The organism is Nocardia sp. alder85J (assembly GCF_020176955.2).
Taxonomy (GTDB): domain Bacteria; phylum Actinomycetota; class Actinomycetes; order Mycobacteriales; family Mycobacteriaceae; genus Nocardia.
Genome location: NZ_JAIUCZ020000007.1, coordinates 275440 through 298564, shown reverse-complemented (window position 1 = coordinate 298564; position 23125 = coordinate 275440). Strand labels below are relative to the sequence as shown.

The 23125-nt window shown below is 70.2% G+C and carries 24 protein-coding genes; 17 read left to right on the top strand and 7 right to left on the bottom strand.

Annotated elements, in window-relative coordinates; genetic code table 11:
- The first annotated feature begins 19 nt into the window (after nucleotides 1-19).
- Complete coding sequence (locus LBW94_RS27185; protein ID WP_225054886.1) at nucleotides 20-391, top strand: PPOX class F420-dependent oxidoreductase; 372 nt, start codon at nucleotides 20-22, stop codon at nucleotides 389-391.
- Nucleotides 392-864: 473 nt separating this feature from the next.
- Here the strand turns inward: LBW94_RS27185 and dapD are convergent, their stop codons facing one another.
- Complete coding sequence (dapD, locus tag LBW94_RS27180) at nucleotides 865-1818, bottom strand: 2,3,4,5-tetrahydropyridine-2,6-dicarboxylate N-succinyltransferase (protein WP_225054884.1); 954 nt, start codon at nucleotides 1816-1818, stop codon at nucleotides 865-867.
- A gap of 206 nt (nucleotides 1819-2024) precedes the next feature.
- Between dapD and dapE the strand changes: the two genes are divergently transcribed.
- The 6 genes from dapE to LBW94_RS27150 all read left to right on the top strand — a co-directional run bounded on the left by dapE (nucleotide 2025) and on the right by LBW94_RS27150 (nucleotide 8393).
- Nucleotides 2025-3131 (top strand): succinyl-diaminopimelate desuccinylase, encoded by a 1107-nt coding sequence (dapE, locus tag LBW94_RS27175; RefSeq protein WP_225054882.1) that lies wholly within the window; start codon nucleotides 2025-2027, stop codon nucleotides 3129-3131.
- Nucleotides 3132-3209: 78 nt separating this feature from the next.
- Nucleotides 3210-4013: a TIGR00730 family Rossman fold protein gene (locus LBW94_RS27170; RefSeq protein WP_416276955.1), complete on the top strand. Its 804-nt coding sequence runs from the start codon at nucleotides 3210-3212 to the stop codon at nucleotides 4011-4013.
- The gene (locus tag LBW94_RS27165; protein ID WP_225054879.1) at nucleotides 4007-4597 is read left to right on the top strand and encodes a TIGR00730 family Rossman fold protein; all 591 of its coding nucleotides are present in this window, start codon (nucleotides 4007-4009) and stop codon (nucleotides 4595-4597) included. The genes LBW94_RS27170 and LBW94_RS27165 overlap by 7 nt, the downstream gene beginning before the upstream one ends.
- A complete protein-coding gene (locus LBW94_RS27160) occupies nucleotides 4594-6357 on the top strand; it encodes a long-chain-acyl-CoA synthetase (protein WP_225054878.1) in 1764 nt (587 codons plus the stop codon). Before LBW94_RS27165 ends, LBW94_RS27160 begins: the two co-directional genes overlap by 4 nt.
- Nucleotides 6358-6543: 186 nt before the next feature.
- Entirely contained in the window at nucleotides 6544-7419 is an 876-nt protein-coding gene (gene folP / locus LBW94_RS27155) for a dihydropteroate synthase (protein ID WP_225054876.1), read from the top strand.
- The gene (locus tag LBW94_RS27150) at nucleotides 7416-8393 is read left to right on the top strand and encodes a glucosyl-3-phosphoglycerate synthase (RefSeq protein ID WP_225054873.1); all 978 of its coding nucleotides are present in this window, start codon (nucleotides 7416-7418) and stop codon (nucleotides 8391-8393) included. The genes folP and LBW94_RS27150 overlap by 4 nt, the downstream gene beginning before the upstream one ends.
- Before the next feature lie 199 nt (nucleotides 8394-8592).
- Here the strand turns inward: LBW94_RS27150 and LBW94_RS27145 are convergent, their stop codons facing one another.
- The 5 genes from LBW94_RS27145 to sigE all read right to left on the bottom strand — a co-directional run bounded on the left by LBW94_RS27145 (nucleotide 8593) and on the right by sigE (nucleotide 12864).
- A complete protein-coding gene (locus LBW94_RS27145) occupies nucleotides 8593-9429 on the bottom strand; it encodes a hypothetical protein (protein ID WP_225054871.1) in 837 nt (278 codons plus the stop codon).
- 81 nt (nucleotides 9430-9510) lie between these two features.
- Nucleotides 9511-9957 (bottom strand): Sec-independent protein translocase protein TatB, encoded by a 447-nt coding sequence (gene tatB / locus LBW94_RS27140; protein ID WP_225054869.1) that lies wholly within the window; start codon nucleotides 9955-9957, stop codon nucleotides 9511-9513.
- A 9-nt stretch (nucleotides 9958-9966) separates the two neighbouring features.
- Nucleotides 9967-11574: a S1C family serine protease gene (locus LBW94_RS27135; RefSeq protein WP_416276965.1), complete on the bottom strand. Its 1608-nt coding sequence runs from the start codon at nucleotides 11572-11574 to the stop codon at nucleotides 9967-9969.
- A 100-nt stretch (nucleotides 11575-11674) separates the two neighbouring features.
- On the bottom strand, nucleotides 11675-12157 hold the full coding sequence (locus LBW94_RS27130) for a zf-HC2 domain-containing protein (RefSeq protein ID WP_225054867.1): 483 nt from the start codon (nucleotides 12155-12157) through the stop codon (nucleotides 11675-11677).
- A 65-nt stretch (nucleotides 12158-12222) separates the two neighbouring features.
- Nucleotides 12223-12864, bottom strand: a complete 642-nt coding sequence (sigE, locus tag LBW94_RS27125) for an RNA polymerase sigma factor SigE (protein ID WP_225055105.1) — start codon at nucleotides 12862-12864, stop codon at nucleotides 12223-12225.
- A gap of 503 nt (nucleotides 12865-13367) precedes the next feature.
- On the opposite strand from sigE, the gene LBW94_RS27120 reads away from it, so the two are divergent.
- From LBW94_RS27120 to LBW94_RS27095, 6 genes are all read left to right on the top strand, one after another.
- On the top strand, nucleotides 13368-14036 hold the full coding sequence (locus tag LBW94_RS27120; protein WP_416276964.1) for an O-methyltransferase: 669 nt from the start codon (nucleotides 13368-13370) through the stop codon (nucleotides 14034-14036).
- 237 nt (nucleotides 14037-14273) lie between these two features.
- On the top strand, nucleotides 14274-14966 hold the full coding sequence (locus LBW94_RS27115; RefSeq protein WP_225054865.1) for a TetR/AcrR family transcriptional regulator: 693 nt from the start codon (nucleotides 14274-14276) through the stop codon (nucleotides 14964-14966).
- 25 nt (nucleotides 14967-14991) lie between these two features.
- A complete protein-coding gene (locus LBW94_RS27110; RefSeq protein ID WP_225054863.1) occupies nucleotides 14992-15939 on the top strand; it encodes an ABC transporter ATP-binding protein in 948 nt (315 codons plus the stop codon).
- Entirely contained in the window at nucleotides 15936-17591 is a 1656-nt protein-coding gene (locus LBW94_RS27105; protein ID WP_225054861.1) for an ABC transporter permease, read from the top strand. Before LBW94_RS27110 ends, LBW94_RS27105 begins: the two co-directional genes overlap by 4 nt.
- Nucleotides 17592-17700: 109 nt before the next feature.
- Nucleotides 17701-17919: a hypothetical protein gene (locus tag LBW94_RS27100; protein ID WP_225054859.1), complete on the top strand. Its 219-nt coding sequence runs from the start codon at nucleotides 17701-17703 to the stop codon at nucleotides 17917-17919.
- A 128-nt stretch (nucleotides 17920-18047) separates the two neighbouring features.
- Nucleotides 18048-18269, top strand: a complete 222-nt coding sequence (locus LBW94_RS27095) for a hypothetical protein (protein WP_225054856.1) — start codon at nucleotides 18048-18050, stop codon at nucleotides 18267-18269.
- 10 nt (nucleotides 18270-18279) lie between these two features.
- Here LBW94_RS27095 and LBW94_RS27090 read toward each other — a convergent pair whose 3' ends face one another.
- Nucleotides 18280-19599, bottom strand: coding sequence for an XRE family transcriptional regulator (locus tag LBW94_RS27090; RefSeq protein ID WP_225054854.1), 1320 nt, complete (start codon nucleotides 19597-19599; stop codon nucleotides 18280-18282).
- A 605-nt stretch (nucleotides 19600-20204) separates the two neighbouring features.
- Between LBW94_RS27090 and LBW94_RS27085 the strand changes: the two genes are divergently transcribed.
- From LBW94_RS27085 to LBW94_RS27070, 4 genes are all read left to right on the top strand, one after another.
- Nucleotides 20205-20654 (top strand): DivIVA domain-containing protein, encoded by a 450-nt coding sequence (locus LBW94_RS27085; protein WP_225054853.1) that lies wholly within the window; start codon nucleotides 20205-20207, stop codon nucleotides 20652-20654.
- Nucleotides 20651-21223, top strand: coding sequence for a DNA-3-methyladenine glycosylase I (locus LBW94_RS27080; protein ID WP_323137937.1), 573 nt, complete (start codon nucleotides 20651-20653; stop codon nucleotides 21221-21223). The genes LBW94_RS27085 and LBW94_RS27080 overlap by 4 nt, the downstream gene beginning before the upstream one ends.
- A 179-nt stretch (nucleotides 21224-21402) precedes the next feature.
- Nucleotides 21403-21570: a DUF3117 domain-containing protein gene (locus tag LBW94_RS27075; protein WP_019929283.1), complete on the top strand. Its 168-nt coding sequence runs from the start codon at nucleotides 21403-21405 to the stop codon at nucleotides 21568-21570.
- 610 nt (nucleotides 21571-22180) lie between these two features.
- Nucleotides 22181-22999: a putative RNA methyltransferase gene (locus LBW94_RS27070; RefSeq protein WP_323137935.1), complete on the top strand. Its 819-nt coding sequence runs from the start codon at nucleotides 22181-22183 to the stop codon at nucleotides 22997-22999.
- Nucleotides 23000-23125 lie beyond the last annotated feature (126 nt).

The following is a 23125-nucleotide window of genomic DNA, read 5'->3' as shown; positions in this document are numbered from 1 at the left end:
AGGTCCTAGGCTGATCATCATGATCGCAACACTGTCGCCCGCCCAGATCGAGTACATGCTCAGCCAGCGGCTCGGCCGTCTGGCCACCGTCCGTCCCGACGGTTCACCGCAGAACAACCCGGTCGGTTTCCAGTACAACGCCGCACTCGGCACCATCGACATCGGCGGCCACAACCTCGGCGCCTCCCAGAAGTTCCGCAACCTGACGAAGGAACCCCGAGTCTCGTTCGTCATCGACGACATCAAATCCGTCCAGCCCTGGCAGGTCCGCATGCTCGAGATCCGCGGCACCGCAGAAGCATTGCGAGATGTGCAGACCTACGTCACCGGCGGCACCCCCGAACTGATCCGCATCACCCCCACCCGAATCATCGCCTTCGGCATCGAATAACCCGCCCCCGCCCCCGCCCGCCCCGCATCCCGTCACCAATCCCCACCCCCGGCAACCCAGTTCGTTGCCCGCCTCACTTCGACCCCGGTCACTCCCAAGCAGGCCCGGACCCTCAAGATTCTCTTCCCGCCCCAGCTCTCCAACGCGGTCACCAACAAGCAGGCCCGACATTAGGCCCGCCCGCTGAGGGCCCGGTCACCCCCCCAGTAGGCCCAACGTTAATGTTCTCGGCCCGTCTCGATTCTGGACTGACGGAGCGGGGGAGCGAAGCGGAGGAGCGGAGGAGGGAAGAATCGAGACTGAGGGGCCGAGAACCCGCCGGAGCGAAGCGGAGGCCAAAAATACAGCCGGTCACCCCCCAAGAAGGCAAACCCTCAGTATCCCCACCCCAACACAGATCCCCCCCGTCGTCAGTCCCCGTCTCGGCTCACTCCTAGCCGGCCACCCAACAACCGCCCCCTCCCCCCGACCCCTCAATTAGCGTGCAAGGCGGCGTTCAACTCGATCCCGGTCCCCTTCCGAGGCACCACCTCCACGGCCCCCGACAACGAGTTCCGCCGGAACAGCAAATTGGACCGCCCCGACAACTCCGCCGCCTTCACCGAACCACCATCCGGCAGCGCCACTTTGGTCCCCGCGGTGACATACAGCCCCGCCTCCACCACACAGTCGTCCCCGAGCGAGATCCCGATACCCGCATTGGCCCCGAGCAGGCACCGCTCACCGATCGAGATCACCTCTTTACCACCCCCCGACAGCGTCCCCATGATCGAGGCCCCGCCGCCGATGTCGGACCCGTCCCCGACCACCACCCCGGCCGAGATCCGCCCCTCCACCATCGACGCGCCCAGCGTCCCGGCATTGAAGTTCACGAACCCCTCGTGCATGACCGTGGTCCCCTCGGCCAGATGCGCACCCAGCCGCACCCGATCCGCGTCGGCGATCCGCACCCCGGAAGGCACCACATAGTCCACCAGCCGCGGAAACTTGTCCACGCCGTACACGGTAACGGCCCCCCGAGCGCGCAACCGGGCCCGCACCAGTTCGAACTCCTCCACCGCACAAGGCCCGTGATTGGTCCACACCACATTCGCCAGCAACCCGAAGATCCCGTCCAGGTTCTGCCCGTGCGGCCGCACCAGCCGATGCGACAGCAGATGCAACCGCAGATAGATGTCATGAGTGTCGACCGCCGGCGCAGACAGATCCGCGATGGTGGTACGCACCGCCACCACATCCACCCGCCGAGCCTCGTCGAACCCGACCAGCTCACCGAATCGCGCGTACTCGGGATCGGCCGGTTCCAGCCGCTGCGTCCCGGCCGCGTCGAACTCGCCCAGCTCGGGGTACGGATACCAGGTGTCGAGGACCGTGCCGTTGACGGTCACCGTGGCCAGGCCGACTGCCGTTGCTCCCTGAATACTCACGCGCCGAGTCTAGGTGAGCCCCGACCCCCGGCACGCGCGGGAGCCCGCCCCGACCGGGACGCGCCGACACAATGAACGCCAGGTATCCGCCCGGTGACGCCCCGACCGAAGTGGGCGATATCACAGGTGAACTGCTGGTGATCGAAGGCCACCGGATCACACAGTGGAACAGGGGGAAACCCAAGACAACACCTAGGCTGGCTCGAATGACGACGATCGATCTGCACGCGGACCCCATTGCGCTCACCGCCGCCCTCGTGGACATCCCGAGCGTCTCCCGGGACGAGGCCGCCATCGTCGACGTCGTCGCCCGCGCACTGCGGGAGCAGACCGAGGGTTTCGAGGTGGTGCGGCACGGCAACACCGTGCTGGCCCGCACCAGCCGCGGCCTGCCCACCCGGGTGATCCTGGCCGGGCATCTGGACACCGTGCCGATCGCCGACAACGTACCGGGCCGCTTCGAGGTCGACCCGCACGGCAACGAGGTGCTCTACGGCTGCGGCACCTGCGACATGAAATCCGGTGACGCGGTGTTCCTGCACCTGGCCGCCACCGTCGCCGACCCGGTGTGCGACCTGACGCTGATCTTCTACGACTGCGAGGAGATCGCCGCGGAATACAACGGCCTCGGCCGCATCGAACGCGAACTGCCGGAATGGCTGAACGGTGATCTGGCGGTGCTGGGCGAGCCGTCCGGCGGCTGGATCGAGGCCGGTTGCCAGGGCACCATGCGGGCCAGGCTCACGGTGACCGGCACCCGTGCGCACACCGCACGAGCCTGGCTGGGCGACAACGCGATTCACCATCTGGCCCCGATCCTGGACCGGCTGGGCGGCTACCGGCCCCGCGAGGTCGACCTGGACGGTTGCGTCTACCGCGAGGGCCTGTCCGCGGTGCGTGTCTCCGGCGGGGTGGCCGGCAACGTGGTGCCCGACGAGGCCGAGGTGGACGTCAACTTCCGCTTCGCCCCCGACCGCACCCTGGACCAGGCGACCGAGCACGTGCGCGAGGTGTTCGACGGCCTGGCACTGGATTTCGAGCGCACCGACGGCGCCCCCGGCGCCCTGCCCGGCCTGTCCGCGCCCGCGGCCAAGGATCTGGTGGAAATGGTGCACACGCACGGCGGCGGCGGGGTGCGCGCCAAGTACGGCTGGACCGACGTCTCCCGCTTCGCCGCCCGCGGCATCCCCGCGGTGAACTTCGGCCCCGGCGACCCGAATCTGGCGCACAAGGTCGATGAGCACGTGCCCACCGGTCAGATCACGATGGTGTCCGACATCCTGCGCAGTTACCTGACCGGACAGGCGGTCTGACCGAGCGGCCCCGGCCGGCGGGATTCCCGGCCGCGTGAGCGCCGGTCGCCGCGATTGCGGACCGGTAGCGTTGGCGGCATGTCCGACGCCGTACCCGAACCCACCCGTACCCCCAGCTCCGCGCCGAAGATGCGCGGCCCGATCCAGTTGCGCGGCGATCTGAAGCGTGGCGGCGGTACCACCGACGCCCATCTGCTCGACGGCCGCGGTCCCACCGATTGGGTGCACACCGATCCGTGGCGGGTGCTGCGGATCCAGAGCGAATTCGTCGAGGGTTTCGGCGCGCTGGCCGAAGTGCCCAGGGCGGTGGCGGTTTTCGGCTCGGCCCGCACCTCGGCCGACTCCCCGGAGTACCACGCGGCACAGGCGATCGGCGCGGCGCTGACCCGGGCCGGATTCGCGGTGATCACCGGCGGTGGTCCCGGCATCATGGAGGCCGCCAACCGCGGCGCCTGCGAGGAGGACGGGCTGTCGATCGGCCTGGGCATCGAGCTGCCGTTCGAGCAGAGCCTCAACGAGTGGGTGGATCTGGGCATCAACTTCCGCTACTTCTTCGCGCGCAAGACGATGTTCGTGAAGTACTCGCAGGCATTCATCTGCCTGCCCGGCGGTTTCGGCACCCTCGACGAGTTGTTCGAGGCGCTGACCCTGGTGCAGACCCGCAAGATCACTCGCTTCCCGATCATCTTGTTCGGCACTCGGTACTGGTCGGGACTGATGGACTGGCTGCGTGATTCGCTGCTGGGCTCGGGCAAGATCGCACCGGGGGATCTGCAACTGCTTCATGTGAGCGACAGCGTGGACGAGGTGGTCGACATCGTGCTGCGGGCCGCCGAGACGGCCGCCGCCGAGGATGCGATCGGGACGGAGGACAAGTGGTGAACGAGCGGACCGGCGATTCGGCGGCCTATGCCGTCTGTGTCTACTGTTCGGCCAGTGTCGAGGACGCCGCGGCGCTGCGGCTGGCCGCCGAGGTGGGCGCCGAGATCGCCCGGCGCGGTTGGCGATTGGTGTCCGGCGGCGGCCGGGTATCGATGATGGGCGCGGTCGCGACGGCCGCGCGGGCCGGGGGCGCGCACACCGTCGGGGTGATCCCGAAGCGGCTGGTGCACCGCGAACTGGCCGATATCGACGCCGACGAACTGATCGTCACCGACACCATGCGCGAGCGGAAGCGGATCATGGAGGACCGCGCCGACGCCTTCCTGGCCCTGCCCGGCGGCATCGGCACCCTGGAGGAGTTGTTCGAGGCGTGGACCGGTGGGTATCTCGGTCAGCACGAGAAGCCGGTGGTGGTACTCGATCCGGACGGGCACTATCGTGGTCTGTTCGACTGGCTGGACGGGCTGACGGCAACCGGATTCGCCGGGCGCGCGGCGCTGGACCGAGTTACCGTGACCGCGGAGATCGACGCCGCTTTCGCGGCGCTGCACGGGAATTCACCCGGGATGGAGGAGACACGGTGACCACAGCGGCAACCTTCGGCCTGCTGGATCTGGCCCGCCGCCTGCCCGGCATGGTGCCGGATCTGCCGGGGATGGCGCAGTCGGCGCGGCGCATGCTGGTCGCGCCGGACGACCGGGTCTCGGCCGGGTTGCTGTTCCAGCAGGTCGTACAACGGGTTCCGAGCCGGCCGTTCCTGCGGTTCGAGGATCGCAGCTACACCTACGGCGAGGCCAATGCCGAGGTGAACCGGTACGCGAGCGTGCTGACCGCCCGCGGGGTGGCCCGCGGCGACGTGGTCGGGGTGCTGATGACCAACCGGCCCGAGACGCTGTTCCTGGTGCTGGCCACGGTGAAACTCGGTGCGACCGTGGGCCTGCTCAACCCCAACCAGCGAGATCGGGTGCTGGCACACAGTTTCCGGCTGCTCGACAGCGTGCTCAACGTGATCGGCGACGAGTGCCGGGAGGCGGTGGAGTCGCTGTCCGAGCCGGTCCCGAACGACGTGTCCGCGACCGAGTTGCAGCAACTGGCCCGCACGGCCGAGGCCGCGAATCCGCCGGTGTGCGAGGACATCCGGGCTCGTGAGCGGGCCTTCCTGATCTTCACCTCGGGCACCACCGGCCTGCCGAAGGCCAGCGTGATGACCCATCTGCGGTGGGCCAAGGGCGCCTACGGGCTCGGCGGCCTGGGTGTGCGGCTGCGCTCCTCCGACACCCTGTACTGCTGTCTGCCGCTGTACCACAACAACGCGCTGACCGTCGCGCTCGGCGCGGTGCTGCGCGCGCGGGCCACCTTCGCGCTGGGCCGGAAGTTCTCCGCCTCCGGATTCTGGAACGAGGTGATCGCGACCCGGTCCACGGCGTTCATCTACATCGGCGAGCTGTGCCGGTATCTGCTGAACCAGCCGCCGCGGCCGCAGGAGCGCGAGCATGCGGTGCGGCTGGTGGTGGGCAACGGGCTGCGGCCGGAACTGTGGGACGAGTTCGAGGCCCGGTTCGGCATCCACCGCATCATCGAGTTCTACGGCGCCAGCGAGGGCAACGCCGCGTTCGTGAACGCCTTCGGGCTGCCCCGCACCGCCGGCTACTGCCCGCTGCCGTTCGCCATCGTCGAATTCGACGACGCCACCGGCAAGGCGAAACGCCATCCGGACGGCCGGGCCCGGCGGGTGCCGCACGGCGGCGTCGGACTGCTGCTGACCAAGGTGACCGCGGTTTCCCCGTTCGACGGTTACACCGACGCCGCCGCCACCGAGACCAAACTGGTCCGCGACGCCTTCGAGGACGGCGACGCCTGGTTCGACACCGGCGATCTGGTCCGCGATCAGGGCATGCATCACATCGCCTTCGTCGACCGGCTCGGCGACACCTTCCGCTGGAAGGGTGAGAACGTCGCCACCACCGAGGTGGAGGGCGCCTTCGACGGCGTGGACGGGATCACCGGAGCGGTCGTCTACGGCGTGGACCTGCCCGGCGCCGACGGCAGGGCCGGGATGGCCGCGGTGACGTTGCGTCCCGGCGCCGGCCTCGACGGCGCCGCACTGGCCGCTCACCTGTACCGGCAGCTGCCCGGTTACGCGCTGCCGCTGTTCGTCCGGGTCGTCGACGAGTTGGAGACCACCTCCACCTTCAAGAGCCGCAAGGTGGACCTGCGCAAACAGGGCTACGCGCCGGGCGGCGACAGCGCGGTGTACGTGCTGGCCGGGCGCGCCGAAGGCTATCTGCCCTATTACCCGGCCTATCCCGAGGAGGTCGCGACCGGTTCGATGCCCCGGCCCTGACCGGGAGTATCCGCGCCGGACGCCACGAATATCGTCGCCGAACGCAGGGATCATCCACAACGAACGTCGTGAGTATCCGACCTGTCCGCGGGTATTCCCGGTGGTGACCCGACGGCTGTGCGGAGGCGGATCTGTGATCAACTGGATGTGACGTGTGAGACGTTGGGCCAGGGAAGGCGGACGGGCATGAGCTCCGTGGTGTTGTCCACCTTGTGTGGGAGGCCGGTACCCACCGATCGGGCGCTGGTCATGGCGATCGTCAACCGGACCCCGGATTCGTTCTACGACCGGGGCGCCACCTTCAGCGACGAGGCGGCCATGTCGGCCGTGGCGCGGGCGGTCACCGAGGGGACGGATCTGGTCGACATCGGCGGGGTGAAAGCCGGGCCGGGCAGCGAGGTGGACGCCGCGGAGGAGGCCCGCCGGGTGGTCCCCTTCGTCGCCGCCATCCGCGAACGCTATCCGGACCTGCTGATCAGCATCGACACCTGGCGCAGCGAGGTGGCGCGGGCCGCGGTCGCCGCCGGCGCCGACCTGATCAACGACACCTGGGCCGGCGCCGATCCCGAGCTGACCGCGGTTGCCGCGGAACTGGGCGCGGGCATCGTGTGCAGCCACACCGGCGGCGCGCAGCCGCGCACCCGGCCGCATCGGGTGCGGTACCAGGACATCGTCGCCGAGGTCACCGATGCCGTGGTGGCCGCCGCGGAGGCCGCCGCGGCGGCGGGGGTGAGCAAGGACGCGATCCTCATCGACCCCACCCACGACTTCGGCAAGAACACCTATCACGGGCTCGAACTGTTGCGCGCAGTGGACGTTCTCGTTAAAACCGGATGGCCGGTCTTGATGGCGCTGAGCAACAAGGATTTCATCGGAGAGACTCTCGGTGTCGGGCTCTCCGAGCGATTGGAGGGCACGCTGGCGGCGACGGCGTGGTCGGCGGCGGCGGGCGCCCGGGTATTCCGCGTCCACGAAGTCGCCGCGACCAGGCGGGTGGTGGACACGATCGCTGCGATCCAGGGCCTGCGGCCCCCCGCACGAACTCTGCGAGGTCTGGTATGACGACCAACTCCCAACCGACCGTTCCCGAATCCCACGACTCGCGCCGCGCCGACACGGCTGGCTGGGCTCGCTCGCACACCTGGGACCGCCCCGGCTGGACGGTCGAGGAGCTGGTCACCGCCAAGCACGGACGGACCGTCTCGGTGGTGCTGCCCGCCCTGAACGAGGAGGCGACCGTCGCCGACGTGGTGGCCAGTATCCGGCCGCTGCTCGGCACGCTGGTCGACGAACTGGTGGTGGTCGACTCCGGTTCCACCGACGCCACCGCTGCCCGGGCGCGCGCGGCCGGTGCCCGGGTGGTGACCCGCGAGGAGGCGGTGCCCGAACTGGACCCGCTGCCCGGCAAGGGTGAGGTGCTGTGGCGGTCGCTGGCCGTCACCAGCGGCGACCTGGTGGCATTCGTGGACTCGGATCTGATCGACCCCGATCCGATGTTCGTGCCGAAACTGCTCGGCCCGCTGCTCACCGTCGACGGCGTGCAGCTGGTGAAGGCGTACTACCGCCGCCCGCTGCGGCACGGCGAGACGGTCGACCACCACGGCGGCGGCCGGGTCACCGAACTGGTCGCGCGGCCGCTGCTGGCGGCGCTGCGGCCCGGACTGTCCTCGGTGCTGCAACCGCTGGGCGGCGAGTACGCGGGCACCCGCGACCTGCTCACCGCGGTCCCGTTCGCCCCCGGCTACGGCGTCGAGATCGGCCTGCTGCTGGACACCTACGACCTGCTGGGCCTGTCGGCGCTGGGCCAGGTGAACCTCGGCGTCCGCACCCACCGCAACCGCCCGCTGTCGGACCTGGGTGTGATGAGCCGCCAGATCATCGGAACCATGCTGGGCCGCACCGGAATTCGCGACTCAGGCGCCCCCCTCACCCAATTCCCGCTGGTAGCAGGCGAATTCACCGCCCTGCACACGGATGTCTCACTGGCCGACCGCCCCCCGATGAACACCATCCGCCCCGACCGCATCGCGGCATAACCGAGCCCCCACGCGGGGCCCGCCCCGGCTACCCGAACCCCCGCGCAGGCACCCCGGCGAGTAACCGAGCCCCCACGCGGGGCCCGCCCCGGGCCTGGACTGACGGAGGCGGGGGAGCGAAGCGGAGGAGCCGGAGGAGGGAAGGACCGGGGTCACGAGGGCCCCGCCGCCGGAGCGAAGCGAAGGCCAAAGACACAGCTCACCGCTCGTGGCGGTAGATGGGGGTCAGCAGGTCGGCCTCCAGGGGTTCCCCGGTGTTGCGGTCGTAGCGGACCCCGACCACCGCCGAGAACGGATGCAGCCCGGCCCGCTCGTGCAGGGTCGCCAGCCGGGTGGCCAGCAGCCGGATGGCGCCGAGCGAGCCGGGCGGGTGCAGGCCGTCGATCACCAGCACCGTGCCCTTGCCGTCGGGCCGGGGCAGCCGGGCCAGATAGGCGATGTCGTACGGTTCGGTGCCGCCGGGCCGGTACACCCGGCGGGCCGCCCGGTCCTCGATACCGCGGCGGACCCGGCCGGCCCGGGCCACCGTGCGCCGCAGCCGGGGATCGGCGGCGACCAGGTAGCGCAGGCTCGGCGACAGCTCCGGGCCGCCGAGGATGATCAGCCCGTCCCGGTCGATGTCCAGCGGGCGGCCGGGCAGGAAGCGTTCCACGTTGGCCGCGAAACCCAACTCCCGCAACAGTTCCGCGAGCCGGTGCGGGGCCGCGGCATCGGGTGCGCCGATCAGGGGCGCGGCGCGGGTGGTGGCCCGCACGTCCGGGGTGAGCACGGTGAGCGGGCCGTGGCCGAAGAACAGTCCCTCCGGGACCGGCCCCTGCGTGCTCACCTGATGAATTCGGGCCCGCGAGAGTCCCGCGGCCGCACCAATTCTGGCGAACGTCCACCCCTCGGCGTGTAGTTCGCGGATCACGGCTCGCCGGATGCGCGTGAGTTCGTTGATGGTCTGCTGCGCCTGGGCGACCCCTTCGGTGGCTGCCTTGAGACGTTCGACCCTGTCCTCTATCGCGAACACCCGTGCGACCTCATCGGCCGACATGTGCGAAGTCTAGATAGCTCGACAGCCGGATGCGTCTAGTCCGGTTGACATCACAGCATTCGGAGCACTGCCCCGGCGCCCTCAGGTGGCGTCGAAATCGATCGGCGGTTTCTCGTTGCGGGCCAGCGGTTTCGGCGGCTCGGGCGGGGTGTGGCCGAGCGCCGGGGAGGGGTCGGAGAGGGTGGCGCCGAACCCGCCCGATGGCTCCTTCACGCCACCGAAATTACCGCTGAACAGCGAATCGTCGCCGTCGAGTAGATGTTTGGTGACCATCGAGCGCGGGGTCATCCTACGCAGCCCCTCGAGTGGTTTGCGCAACTCGTTGAGTTCCTCGAGTGGTTTGCGCAATTCGTCGAACTCCGGGCCCAGTTCGGTGCGCAGTTGGCTGGTGGCGCCATTGGCGTAGTCGCGCACCTGCCGCAGGCTCTGTGCGGTCCAGCGGATCGCACCCGGCAGTCGCTCCGGGCCGAGGATCACCAAAGCGGCGACCACCAGGATCACCATCTCGGGCCAGCCGATATTGAACATGAGACCAGGTTACTGGGGTTGCTGGGGAGCGTTCTTGTCGGATTCCAGCGTGACCGGAACATCGACGCGACGGCCGTCCCGGATCAACTGGAACGTGACAGTCTCGCCGATCCGGTGACTCTGGACCGCGACGCTCAATTCGGCCGGATCCGCGACGTCACGGTCGCCGACCCGGACGATGATGTCGCTTTCCGCGATGCCGGCCTTGGCCGCCGGACTGTTGGCCACCACGTCCTGCACGGCGGCCCCGCTCATCACGTCGTTCTCCACCTGCTGGGTCTTGGCCGACACGCCCAGCCACGGGTGGTACACCACCCCGTCGCGGATCAGCGTCTGCGCGACCGACTGCACCAGATCGACCGGAATCGCGAAGCCCAGGCCGACCGAGCCGCCGCTGTCGCTGCGGATGGCGGTGTTGATGCCGATCAACCGGCCCTGGCCGTCGACCAGCGCGCCACCGGAGTTGCCGTGGTTGATCGCGGCGTCGGTCTGCACCGCGTCGAAGGCGCCGGCGGTGTCGTCGCCGGCCTCCGGGCTCTCCTTGATGGGCCGGTGCAGGGCGCTGACGATGCCGGAGGTGACGGTCTTGGTCAGGCCCAGCGGCGAGCCGACAGCCAGCACGTCGTCGCCGACCTGCACGTCGTCGGAGCGGCCCAGCCGCGCGACGGTGAGATTCTTCACGTCGACCTTGAGCACCGCCAGGTCGGTCTTCGGATCGCGGCCGACCAGCTTGGCCGGGACCCGGGTGCCGTCGGAGAAGGTGACCTGGATCTTGGCCCGGCCGGACTTGTCGGTCGCGGCCATCGAGATGACGTGGTTGTTGGTGACGATGTAGCCGCCGCCGTCGATCACCACGCCGGAACCGAGGGCGCCGTTGTCACCGACGGTCTCGCGGATCGAGACCACCGAGGGCAGCACCGCGTCGGCCACCGCGGCTACCTGGCCGTGCGGCTTCTCCGGGGCGGCGTCCTGCTGCAAGGTGACCTTGCGCGAGGTGAGGGTGGAGGCGGTCTCGGCGGTGAGCCGGCCGACCAGACCACCGGCCACGCCGACGACCACCGCGACGGCGGCCAGCGCCGCCAGCGCCTTCGGCGCCACCTTGCCGCCGAACAGCACCTCGCGCGCGCTGAGCCGGATGCCCGGGGCCAGTGGCTGCGGGCGCGGGACGGACAGGGCCGGCCCGCCGAGCGCGGCGGCAGCCGCCGGATCGCGCCACGGATCTGCGGGCGCGGCCGGGGTGGCCGAGTCGGTGTCGGCCTCCGGATCACGCTGGAGCACTTCGGTGGAACCGGCCGGGCGACCGAACGCCTCGGCCAGCACCCCGTCCGGCGGGCGGTTGACCAGTTCGACCTCACCGGGCCGGGGTGCGGCCGCGGTGGGTGCGGGGAGTTCGAAAGATCCGGCCAGACCCTCGGGCCGCGCGAACGCGCGGGCGGTGGGCTGATCGACCTCGGGCCGGTACACCGGACGCGGGCCCAGCACCGGGGCGTCCGACGGACGCAGGCTCGCACCGTTGCCCGCCGTGCCCTCCGGCCGCGCATCGTCGGTGGCCGCCTGTGGCGCATCGCCGGTGGCCGCGGCCTGAGAATCGTGGGTGGTGGGCTGCCCCCCGGACACCGCATCGGCGTGTTGCGCCTCGGGCGCGGTCCGGTCGCCGGAATTCGATGCCGCCGGTTGGCTTCCGGTGTTGGTCGATTCGGTGGTCACGGACTGAACTCTACTTGCGCCACCACCCGGTCCACCGCCTGCTGTCCGAACTGATTTCGCGGTTCGTCTGCGAGACGAACCGGAACGAATCAGCGCGCAGGCCGAGGAAACTCGAGCCGCGCGACATGCCCTCCATACCGGGGGCGGACAGGCTTTCGGGACCGGGCAGATTCTCGGGACCGGCGAGATGGGCCAGGGGAATTCGGCTCAGCGTGTCGTGCAGGCCGAGCGGTGCGGAGATCTGACGCTGCGCGGCCTGGCGCAGGGCGATGCGCGCCTGCTGCTGGGCCTCCACCTCGGCGGCACATTCCGGGCACTTGGCCAGGTGCTGTGCCGCGCGCAGGTAGGGATTCATGCGCAGCTCGCCGTCGACATAGGCGGCGATGGCCTCGGTGGCCAGATGCTCGGTGGCGGCGAATCGAGGTGGGCGCACCGATGCACGACCAGCCCGACCGGGCTCGCGACCTGCCGAGGCAGCCTCCTCGCCACTCATACGGTGTACACCCTTCCGACGGAGCGAAATCTACGCCGAGTGCGGCCCGCACGCGATGCGGAGAATCACCCGACTTTCTCGTCAGCGGCAAACCACTGTTGAGATCCATTATGCGCAAGGTACTCCCGCAGTGCCTGACGGCCGCGATGGATCCGGCTGCGCACCGTCCCCAACTTGACGCCCAGCGTGGCGCCGATCTCCTCGTAGGACAGGCCCTCGATGTCGCAGAGCACCACGGCCGCGCGGAATTCCGGGGCCAGCGAATCCAGGGCGGATTGCAGGTCCGGGTCCAGCCGGGCGTCGTGATACGCCTGCTCCGGGCCGGGGCCCTCCGACGGCACCCGATCGTAATCGTCGGGCAGCGCCTCCATCCGGATGCGATTGCGGCGGCGCACCATGTCCAAGAACAGATTGGTCGTGATGCGATGCAGCCAGCCCTCGAAGGTGCCCGGCTGATAGCTCTGCAGGGACCGGAAGACGCGGATGAACGTCTCCTGGGTGAGGTCCTCGGCGTCCTGCGGGTCGCCGGTGAGCCGGTAGGCCAGCCGGTACACCCGGTCGGCGTGCTCGCGGACCAGATCGTCCCAGGACGGCATCATGGTCCGGTCGCCGGTGGCGTCGAAGGCCGCGGTGCCGGAGAGCGCGTCGAGTTCTTCCGCCTCGGCCATCGCCTCGATCTCGGCGAGAGCCTGGGCCGCCTCGGCCATCGGTACATCGACCGTGTCGGTCACCGGGACATCCGCCGCGTCGGCCGTCGGGACACCGGCCGCGTCGGGGGATCCGGCCACGGCGGCCTCGGTGGCGCCGGGCAGCGGATAGGCGCCCGGGGCGGGGAGCTGGTATTCGACCGAATCGGTACCCGTGGGCAGCGACGATTCGGGGAGGGTGGCGTACTTGCGCGCCGCATCGACCTTGTGGATGGTGGCACCTCCTACTCGGGACCAGGGCCGGCGCTCGCACGCGGCGAGGGCCGCGCGTGTGTGGTACAACCGGACACGGTGTTCGATATTCCCGTGTCCGGATGTCTGCGCCGCCCGGCGGTCGGCCGGCCTTTGCGTAGGCACAACTCTCTCCGGTCCTGATGTGCCGGTGGTTATGAGAGGCTGAGGAACGCCTGAGAACATCGGCCGCTCGAGAAAAATCGCGGCACCGCCTCGTCACAGCCGGGCTCGGGCGGTGTCGCGCCGTTAGCCTCTTAGCCGTGACCCTCATACCTCCGGCCGCCACACCGTCGCCGGCCGAGCTTCCGGCGTCGGCCCTGCAACGCAACCTCGCGTACGTGGAGGAATCCGTCGTCGAGGACGAGATCCTGCAGGCGGCCCGGGAACGGGCGAACGAACTGGGCGCCGCGCCGGTCGCGCCGTCGGTGGGCGCGCTGCTCACCATCTATGCGCAGGTGCTGGGCGCGCGATCGGTGGTCGAGGTGGGCACCGGGGCCGGGATCAGCGGATTGTGGCTGCTGGACGGTATGCGCGAGGACGGCACGCTGACCACGATCGACTCCGAACCGGAACATCAGCGCGCGGCGCGCGACGCCTTCCGGGCCGCGGACATCCCCCCGGCCCGCACCCGGCTGATCAACGGCCGCGCGCTGGACGTGCTGCCCCGGCTCGCGGACGGCGCCTACGACCTGGTGTTCATCGACGCCGCGCCGCTGGAGCATCCGCAGTACGTCGAGCAGGGTGTGCGGCTGCTTCGCTCCGGCGGGGCGATCCTGCTGCACAACGCGCTGCTGGGTGGCCGGGTGCCGGATCCGGCACAGCGCGATCCGGCGACCCAGGCGGTGCGGGCGGCCACCCGGGCCATCGCCGAGGATCCGCAGCTGACCAGCGTGCTGATCCCGGTCGGCGACGGCCTGCTCTGCGCCTCGCGCGGCTGATTTCTGCGCTTCGCGCGGCTGGTGTCCGCGCCTCGCGCGGCTGGTTCGACGCCCCGCGCGGCTGGTTCGACGCCCCGCGCGGCTGGTTCGACGCCTCGCACGCCCGGCTCCGGCTCTCGCGCCGCCGGTCCGGCCGGCTTCGACGGCCCGCGCGGCGATTCGGGGCCGACGCGCCCGCGAAGCGGGGACACAAGGCTCTTGCTGGCGGACTAAACAACCGTTTAATATACTGAACATGTGTTTAAAGGAGCAGCCGTACCGGAAAGATCCGCCGACGAGCTGAACACCCGCGCCCGTATCCGGGACGCGGCGATCTCGGTTTTCGGCGAGGAGGGTTTCGGGGTCGGGGTGCGTGCCATCGCCACCGCGGCCGGGGTGTCGCCCGGCCTGGTCAACCACCACTTCGGCTCCAAGGACGGCCTGCGGGGGGCGTGCGACGATCACGTTCGCGAGGTCATCCGGCGGGCCAAGCTGGACTACATGGAGCACCCGTCGCCCACCGGGCTGCTGCAATCGCTGGCCGAGATCGAGGAGTACGCGCCCTACATCGCCTACCTGCGGCGGGCCTTCGCCGCCGGCGGGGCACTGATGCTCGATCTCTACGAGCACATGGCCGCCGACGTGACCGACTATCTGCGAGCGGGCATCGCCTCGGGCGTGTTGCGCCCGCTGCGGGACGTGGACGCCACCGCGCGGTACATGGCGTACCAGAACGGCGGCGGCTTCTTCCTGTTCCTCCAGGTATTCGAGGAGCGGCAAGGTGGCCCGCTGGACTACCGCACCGCCCTGCGTGACTACGCCGAGCAGATGTTGCTGCCGGCGCTCGAGATCTACACCAACGGTCTGCTCACCGATTCGATGATGCTGGACACGATGCTCGGCGAACAGGTGGCCGGCGGGTCCGCTGCGGAACTGCGTGGTGAGCAGTAAATCCCTTCTCTGACAAGGAGATACGATGTCATCGGCAATCGTGGTCCGGGAGCTGCACAAGCATTTCGGACCGGTTCGCGCCCTCGACGGGCTCGACCTCGAGGTCGCCGACGGGGAGGTGCACGGTTTCCTCGGCCCGAACGGGGCGGGCAAGTCGACCACCATCCGGATCCTGCTCGGCATCCTCACCACCACCTCCGGTACGGCGCAGGTGCTCGGCCGCGACCCGTGGGCCGACGCCGTCGCTCTGCATCGCGAGATCGCCTACGTCCCCGGCGATGTCACGCTGTGGCCGTCGCTGTCCGGCGGCGAGACCATCGACCTGCTGGCCCGGATGCGCGGCGGCCTGGACGCCGGCCGGCGGGCCGAGTTGATCGAGCGCTTCGAACTCGATCCGCGCAAGAAGGCGCGCACCTACTCGAAGGGCAACCGGCAGAAGGTCGCGCTGGTGTCGGCGTTCTCCTCCGACGCCAGGCTGCTGCTGCTCGACGAACCCACCTCGGGCCTGGATCCGTTGATGGAGAAGATCTTCCGGGACTGTGCCCGGGAGGCGGCGGCGCGCGGGGTGACCGTGCTGCTGTCCAGCCACATCCTGTCCGAGGTGGAGGCCCTCTGCGATCGGGTCACCATCATCCGGGCCGGGCGCACGGTGGAGAGCGGCAGCCTCGCCGAGATGCGGCACCTGAGCCGTACCTCGATCACCGCCGAATTGACCGGCGACCCGGGCGATCTGAGCCGCATCGAGGGGGTCACCGATCTGAGCGTCGAGGACCACACGCTGCACTGCCAGGTCGAGGGCGCGCATCTGGGCGAACTGATCCGGGTGCTCGGCGACGTCGGGGTTCGCAGCCTGGTCAGCCAGCCGCCGACGCTGGAAGAGCTGTTCCTGCGCCATTATTCGCTCGACGGCCGTGGGGACGGGGCCGAATCCGGGCTCACGGGCGTCGGCTCCGGGACGGGGGTCGCGCGATGACCACCGCCGTCGCCCGACCGTACCGGTCGTTCGCCGAATCATCCGGCGGCAGTGCGGAATTCGCCGGACTGTGGCGGCTGCTGCGGTTGTACCTGCGCCGCGACCGGATCGTGGCGCCACTGTGGGTGCTGCTGCTGTCGCTGCCGCTGGGCAACGTCTACATCAAGAGCATCGACAAGGTCTACTCCGGTCCGGCCGCCCTGGCCTCGTTCGCGCACACCGTGAACACCAGCCCGGCCCAGCTGGCCATGTACGGGCCGATCTACGCCATCAACCTGGGCGCCTGCGGGGTGTGGAAGGCGGGGATGTTCCACACTCTGCTGGCCGTCGCCACCATCCTCACCGTCATCCGGCACACCCGGGCCGAGGAGGAGACCGGTCGCGAGGAACTGCTGGCCTCGACCCGGGTCGGCCGGTTGGCCAACCTCACCGCGGCGCTGCTGCTGGCCTGCGGCGGTGCGCTGCTGGCCGGGCTGATCGGGGCCGCGAGCATCGCGGGGGCCGGGGTACCGGGCAACGGCGCGCTGGCCTTCGGACTCGCCGAGGCCGGTTCGGGCATCGTCTTCGCGGCGGTCGCGGCGGTGGCCGCGCAACTGAGCGCGGGGGCCCGGACCGCGCGTGGCTACGCCTTCGCGGTGCTGGCGGTGACCTACACGCTGCGCGCGGTCGGCGACGCCCGCGCGGCCGACGGCCCGGCCTCCCCGCTGGTCTGGCTGTCCCCGCAGGGCTGGTCGTTGCAGGTGCGTCCGTACGCCGGTGACCGCTGGTGGGTGCTGCTGCTGCACGTGGCGGCGACGATCGTGCTGATCGCGGTGGCCTACGCGCTGCTGCGCCGGCGCGATCTCGGCGCCGGGCTGATCGCCGAGCGGCTGGGCGCGCCGGCGGCCGGGCCGCGGCTGGCCGGGCCGTTCGGGCTGGCCTGGCGGTTGCAGCGCGGCACCCTGGTGGTCTGGGTGATCGCGCTGGCGCTGTACGGGCTGCTCATCGGCGGCGTGGTGCACGGCATCGGCGGCGAACTGGGCAACAGCCGGACCGCGAACGACCTCATCGCGCGGCTGGGCGGCAGCCGGGCGCTGGAGGACGCCTTTCTGAACATCGCCTTCACGATGGTCGGACTGGGTGCGGCCGCGTACTCGATCTCGGCGGCGCTGCGGCTGCACTCGGAGGAGAGCGCCGACCGCGCCGAATCGGTACTGACCGGCGCGGTGGGCCGGATACGCTGGGTTGCATCACATCTGGTGTACGCCTTCGCCGGCCCGGCGCTGGCGCTGCTGATTTCCGGGGTGCTCGCCGGACTGCTGTACGGCGCCGCGGTCGGCGACGTCGGCGGCAAGCTGCCCGGGGTGGTGGCCGCGGCGCTGGTGCAGTTGCCGGCGGTGTGGTTCTTCACCGGGGCCACCGTGGCGCTGTTCGGGCTGGCGCCGCGCTACGCGCCGGTGGCGTGGGGGGTGTTCACCGCGGGTCTCGCGTTCTATCTGCTCGGCTCGATCTCCGGTATGCCGCAATGGGTTCTGGACCTCGACCCGTACAGTCACCTGCCGAAGCTGCCCGCGGAGTCGTTCACCGCGACCCCGGTGGTGGTGCTGGTGCTGCTGGCCGCCGCGCTGACGGCGGTGGGGCTGATCGGATTCCGCCGCCGCGATCTGGGCTGACGCGGAGCGGTCCGGCGCCGGATTCCGTCCCGGCGCCGGACCCGGATGTCGGCCGGCCCGGATATCATTGGGGCGTAGTCGGTTCGGCACGGGTGTGTGGGGAGGCGTCGTGGTTTTCCAGCGTGAGATTCTCGTCGAGGTGGCCCCGCGGGGCTGGCTGGTGCTGGCCGCGGTGGTGCTGGGCGGTGCCCTCTTCCTGGCGCTGCTGGTGTTGCTGCTCGTCAGCGGAGCCGATTTCAACAGTCCGGCGAACAATCCGCCGATCCCCAAGGGTTCCTGCTATCCGTTCTGCACGGCCAGCCCGGAGCCCCCGCCGCCGGGCTTCTGATGTCCCGGTCCGTTGCGGCCACGTTACGGTGTTGTGCCACCGGGTATTCGGTTCACATTCACTCGTGACCTGCGGCTCGTGCCGATATCATGAGTGCGGCGAATGGTTCGATCGCACCGGGAGGATCGGTGGAGGAGTCCGAGGTTTTCTACGAGGTGCTCCCCTCCGGGTGGTGGACCCTCGCGGTCGTCGCATTCGGTTTCGTGATCGCCCTGGCGCTGCTGGTCATGTTGCTGGTGAGCGGCAGCAAATTTCACGATCCGGCGGGCTCGGTGGCCACCACGCCCGGCCCCTGCTACCCGTTCTGCACGGCCATCCCGGCGCTCCCGGCCCCGGCGCTCGCGCCGTAGGCCGCGCGGGTCAGCTGTAGAGCGAGCCGAACGCGTCGCGGACCGCCGACACCCCGTCGGCGCCCTGCTCCTCGGCCGCCGACAGCACCTCGTCCACCCGCCAGTAGTTCGACGGCACCAACCGGCCCGAATTGACCGCTGTCAGCGCCAGTTCCACGGCCTCCTCCGGCTTGCCGACCTTCACCAGCGCCAGCCCGAGATCCAGTTGCGCCGAGGCGAGCCGGCGCGGCTTCGAGGCGGGGGTGGCCAGCAGCCGGTCCAGGGTCTGGCGGGCATGGAATTCCGCGGCGCTGTCGCCCAGCCAGGCCAGCGTCGTCGCCACGTAGGAGTCGAATTTGGCCGGGTCGTACCGGAAGTGGTGTTCGGGCTGCTCGGGCTGCGGTAGGGAGGACACCAGCCGGGTCAGCCGGCGCAGCGCGTCGTAGGTGCCGGCGCGGTCCTGGAGCCGGGACAGCGCCCGGCCCTCCTGTGCGGTGGCCTGGATGTACACCGAACTGCCACGCGGCGCGCACGATTGGGCCCGCCGCGACAGCTCCACCGCCTGGGAGAAATCCCCCTGGACGAGCACCTCCCAGGCGCGGGTCTCCAGGCACCAGGCCCGGATCTCCGGCTGCCCGCCCTGCTCGCCGAGTTCGTCGGCGGTACTGAGATAGACCGAGGCGGTGGACTGCTGGCCCATATCGACGTGGCAGGTGGCCGCCAGCAGCGCCAGCCAGCCGCCGGCCACCACCAGGCGGCGGTGCTCGTCGAGGGTCTTGCGGGAGTCCATCAGCATGGTGGTGTAGCGCAGGTACTCCCGCAGCCGCTGCAACAGCATCGTCGGGGCGGTGGTGGCATAGGCCGAGGACAGATCGTCGACGGCCCATTCCAGCCGCTCCACCGTGCCGGAGCCGACGTCGGAAGCGGCGGTGCGGCGGGCCAGTTCGATCGCGATCAGATCATCGGTCGTGCCGATGGCCGAGCCGCCGATCGGCGGACCCACCAGCGGAATCGTCACCTGGGGCGGGGTGTGGCCGGCGTCCGCCGCCGTGCGGGTGTCGCCGGCCGCGGCGCCCCGGCGGATCGGCAGGCGGCGCGAGCGCAACGCGGACTCGCCCTCGGCGAGGATCTGCTCGAACCGCTCCCGTACCTCCGCGCCCACCTGAACCAGCAGGGTGTCGAGCAGTTCCTGGGTGAGCGGGCGCGGCGTCACCGCCGCCAGCCCGGCTCGCCAATTCGCCACCGTGGTCATCTCCACCCCGAGGTGAGCGGCGAAATCCCGCACGGATTTCCGCGTCGCCTCCTGCAGCGCCACCGCCTCGAACCCGGTCCACGGTCTACCCAAGACCATTGTGAGCCTTACCTTATGAGCCATATGTCGGTCTGGCTTTGTGAGCCCCTGTTAACGCGATGTTTCCACCGCGTGTACACCAACAGTAGGCCAACACCAACGCCAACGCCGTGCGATTTTGCGAGGAGACCGGAACGGCGAAAGTTGAATGTGCATCCGGCGCCGAAGCCACAAATCCTTCGCAGCCGTGGCGGTGAAACCGTGGGCCGGCGATCCCGGTGGTGGAGCCCCTCCCTCCACAACAGTGTCGAGGGGTTGCTCCACAACCGCGGCGCACGTTTCCGGCGCCGGGTGCACAAGCCAGTTGGAGGTACACCATGTATGCGCCACCCTCGGATGCCCGGGACCTGTGGCTGATGTCCAGTCGCGATTGTTCTCACGAGCCCGCCGATCTCACCTACGACCGTGCCAGATTCATTCTGACCGTGCACGCCGGTCACGGTGGCCGATGCCGGCAATATCTGGCGGCGTCGGCCTTCTGCTTCCGGCGCACCGGGGAGAGATGAGGGGTCCGGCGCTCCACCGGCGGAGGTGCCGGGTGTTGCCGAACGATGGCGCACCCGGCACGTCCGTTCGTGTCGGGGTCGCCTTCTATCCTCGACCCTATGCTCACGCTGCTGTTGTACGTGCTGATCGTCGGCCTGGTGGCCGCCCTGCTGTTCCTGGTGGCGAGTGTCGTGTTCGGGCGGGGGGAGGAGCTGGGGCCGCTACCGGAGGGCACCACCGCCACGGTGCTGCCGGCGTCGAGTATCAGCGGCGCCGACGTGCGGGCGCTGCGCTTCCAGCAGGTGGTTCGGGGCTACAAGGCCGGTGAGGTGGACTGGGCGCTGACTCGCCTGGCCGCCCGCATCGACGAATTGGAGACCCAGCTCGCCCAGGCCCGGGGCGAGCAGTTGCGCACCGTCTTCGGCATCGACGCCGATGACCTGGGCAGCGACGCCCTGGAGGAAGATCTCGCGCACACGGGGGGCGAGCCCGATCCCGAGTCGGCCGGCCAGTCGACGGCCGACTCGGTATCGGATCGAGTGAACCCGCAGGTCGGGGGCCTGTCGTGAGTTCCGTGGCCGTACTTGCCGACGACAAGGTCCGCTGCGGCTGGTCGGAGTCCTCCCAGCTCTACCGCGACTACCACGACACCGAGTGGGGGCAGCCGCTGCACGGTGACGACGCGCTGTTCGAGCGGATCTCCCTGGAGGCGTTCCAGTCGGGGCTGTCCTGGCTGACGATCCTGCGGAAACGCCCGGCGTTCCGGGCGGCCTTCGACGGGTTCGCCATCGAACGGGTGGCCGAGTTCACCGAGGCCGACGCGCAACGGTTGCTGGCCGACTCGGGCATCGTGCGCAATCGCGCCAAAATCGAGGCCTGCATCGCCAACGCCCGGGCCGCCCTCGAGGTCGAGGGCGGCCTCGATCAGCTGCTCTGGTCCTTCGCCCCGCCACCGCGCCCGCGCCCGCGCACCCTCACCGACGTGCCCGCCGTTACGCCCGAATCCACCGCTCTGGCAAAGGAACTCAAAAAGCGTGGATTCCGTTTCGTGGGCCCCACCACGGCCTATGCGCTGATGCAGGCGACCGGAATGGTCGACGATCATCTGGTCGATTGCTGGGTGGGGGCTTCCGCGTGAACACGCGCCACGGCGGTCCGTTTTCGAACTCAGCTACCCGCCCAGTTCCGTGATAAGGAAGAATGGGCGTGGTGTAGCCCCCGGGCGCGGCCTGTCGCGTCCGGTGTGCTGCCTGTTGGTGACAACACGAGTTCCAAGAAAGTGCGCAGCAGACCGCGCGGATCTGGAGGGAGCAGAGGATGGCGGCCATGAAGCCCCGCACCGGGGACGGTCCCCTCGAGGCAACCAAGGAAGGGCGTGGAATCGTCATGCGGGTTCCACTCGAGGGTGGCGGGCGTCTGGTCGTCGAGCTCACGCCGGAAGAGGCCGCGGCCCTCGGCAAAGAGCTCACCGAAGTCACCAGCTAGTCGAACGATCGCACGGAGGAACGAGGACGGGCCCGGAGGCGACGAGCATCACGTCGACGGGCCCGGCAAGCGCGGACGGGGCCCGTCGGTGAACCGGCCCCGAGCCGGATCCACTGCCGCCGGACCCCGGCTCGACCCGGCCGCGTCCCAGCCCGACGCAGCCGTCTCGGGCCTCGATCCGGCTGATCAACGGCCATATTCGGCCACGGTCGGACCGGGTGCGGGCTCGTCCCGGCCCGATACGACCGGCCCCCAGCGCGGTGCGGGTGCGTTCCGGGACGGTCGGCCCGGGTCCCGATCCCGCACGACGCCGCCACCGCCCGGCGGGTCCGCGTTCCGCCTCGGCACGGTCACGACCTGGTTCGGCCCGGCCGCCTCCCGGCACGGCCGGTCCACGTCGCCGAGCGGGGTCGAATCGCGGCCGGACCACGGCACATCCGTCCCGGCCGGGGCGGCACCCGGGCCCGGCGGTTCGCCGCCTCGACCGGACCGGTTCGAGGTCGAATCACAGGTCGGCCCTGCGACATCCGAACCGTCCGGGGCCGTTCCCGAGCCCGGTGGTCCGCCGCCTCGACCGGACCGTTTCGCCCGGCTCGAGGCGGTCGCGCGGGTGCTCGCATGCCCGGAATGCGGTGCGGCGACGGCTGTCCGAGACGACTGTCTATGTTGTGTAAACGGGCATCATTTCGATATCGCCAAGCAGGGTTATGTCAGCCTGCTGACCGGGGCATCGACAAAGATGACCGGCGATTCCGGCGATATGCTCGCCGCCCGGGCCGCCTTTCAGGGGGAGGGGCATTTCACCCCGATCGTGGAAGCAGCCGCCTGGGCCGTCACGGAATCGGACACGGCCGATTCCGGCCGCACGATTCTGGAATTGGGCTCCGGCACCGGTTACTACCTGGCGAGCGTGTTGGATGCGCTGCCCACAGCTCGGGGCATCGCCCTGGACGTCTCCAAATTCGCCGCCCGCCGCGCCGCCCGCGCGCACGCCCGGGCGGCCTCCGTCCTGGCCGACGCCTGGCGTGCCCTGCCGATCCGGGACGCGACCCTGAGCCATGTGCTGTCGGCGTTCGCGCCGCGCAATCCGGACCAGGTGGCCCGGGTGCTGGCCCCCGGCGGATCGTTCGTGGTGATCACCCCGACTGCCCGGCATCTGGGCGAGCTGATCGGCCCGCTCGGCATGATCGGCGTCGACGCCGACAAGGACGCCCGCCTCGCCGAAGCCCTGTCGACCCGGTTCACCCTGCACAACCGCACGCTGGTCGAGTACCCGATGACGCTCGGCCACACCGACATCGCGAATGTCACCGCGATGGGTCCCTCCGCACACCACGCCGCCGCCGGCCGGGCCGACCGCCTCGCCGCACTGCCCGACCGGCTCGAGGTCACCGCGTCGGTCACCGTCGCCGTCCACCGCCTGCGCTGACCCGGTCGCCGCTCGGGCCGGGTCCGCCGATGTCCGCGTGATCGGGGTGGCCGACCTTCGTCGCGTATCGCACAGCGCCACGGCATGTTGCCGAGAACGCCGCTGCGGCGCGCGACGACGGTCCCG

Bases quoted from the DNA above. Each gene is read 5' to 3' on its own strand.
- LBW94_RS27185 (WP_225054886.1), top strand. From the start codon at position 20: ATGATCGCAACACTGTCGCCCGCCCAGATCGAGTACATGCTCAGCCAG.
- dapE (WP_225054882.1), top strand. From the start codon at position 2,025: ATGACGACGATCGATCTGCACGCGGACCCCATTGCGCTCACCGCCGCC.
- LBW94_RS27170 (WP_416276955.1), top strand. From the start codon at position 3,210: ATGTCCGACGCCGTACCCGAACCCACCCGTACCCCCAGCTCCGCGCCG.
- folP (WP_225054876.1), top strand. From the start codon at position 6,544: ATGAGCTCCGTGGTGTTGTCCACCTTGTGTGGGAGGCCGGTACCCACC.
- LBW94_RS27150 (WP_225054873.1), top strand. From the start codon at position 7,416: ATGACGACCAACTCCCAACCGACCGTTCCCGAATCCCACGACTCGCGC.
- LBW94_RS27145 (WP_225054871.1), bottom strand. From the start codon at position 9,429: ATGTCGGCCGATGAGGTCGCACGGGTGTTCGCGATAGAGGACAGGGTC.
- tatB (WP_225054869.1), bottom strand. From the start codon at position 9,957: ATGTTCAATATCGGCTGGCCCGAGATGGTGATCCTGGTGGTCGCCGCT.
- LBW94_RS27130 (WP_225054867.1), bottom strand. From the start codon at position 12,157: ATGAGTGGCGAGGAGGCTGCCTCGGCAGGTCGCGAGCCCGGTCGGGCT.
- sigE (WP_225055105.1), bottom strand. From the start codon at position 12,864: ATGGCCGAGGCGGCCCAGGCTCTCGCCGAGATCGAGGCGATGGCCGAG.
- LBW94_RS27110 (WP_225054863.1), top strand. From the start codon at position 14,992: ATGTCATCGGCAATCGTGGTCCGGGAGCTGCACAAGCATTTCGGACCG.
- LBW94_RS27105 (WP_225054861.1), top strand. From the start codon at position 15,936: ATGACCACCGCCGTCGCCCGACCGTACCGGTCGTTCGCCGAATCATCC.
- LBW94_RS27090 (WP_225054854.1), bottom strand. From the start codon at position 19,599: ATGGTCTTGGGTAGACCGTGGACCGGGTTCGAGGCGGTGGCGCTGCAG.
- LBW94_RS27085 (WP_225054853.1), top strand. From the start codon at position 20,205: ATGCTCACGCTGCTGTTGTACGTGCTGATCGTCGGCCTGGTGGCCGCC.
- LBW94_RS27075 (WP_019929283.1), top strand. From the start codon at position 21,403: ATGGCGGCCATGAAGCCCCGCACCGGGGACGGTCCCCTCGAGGCAACC.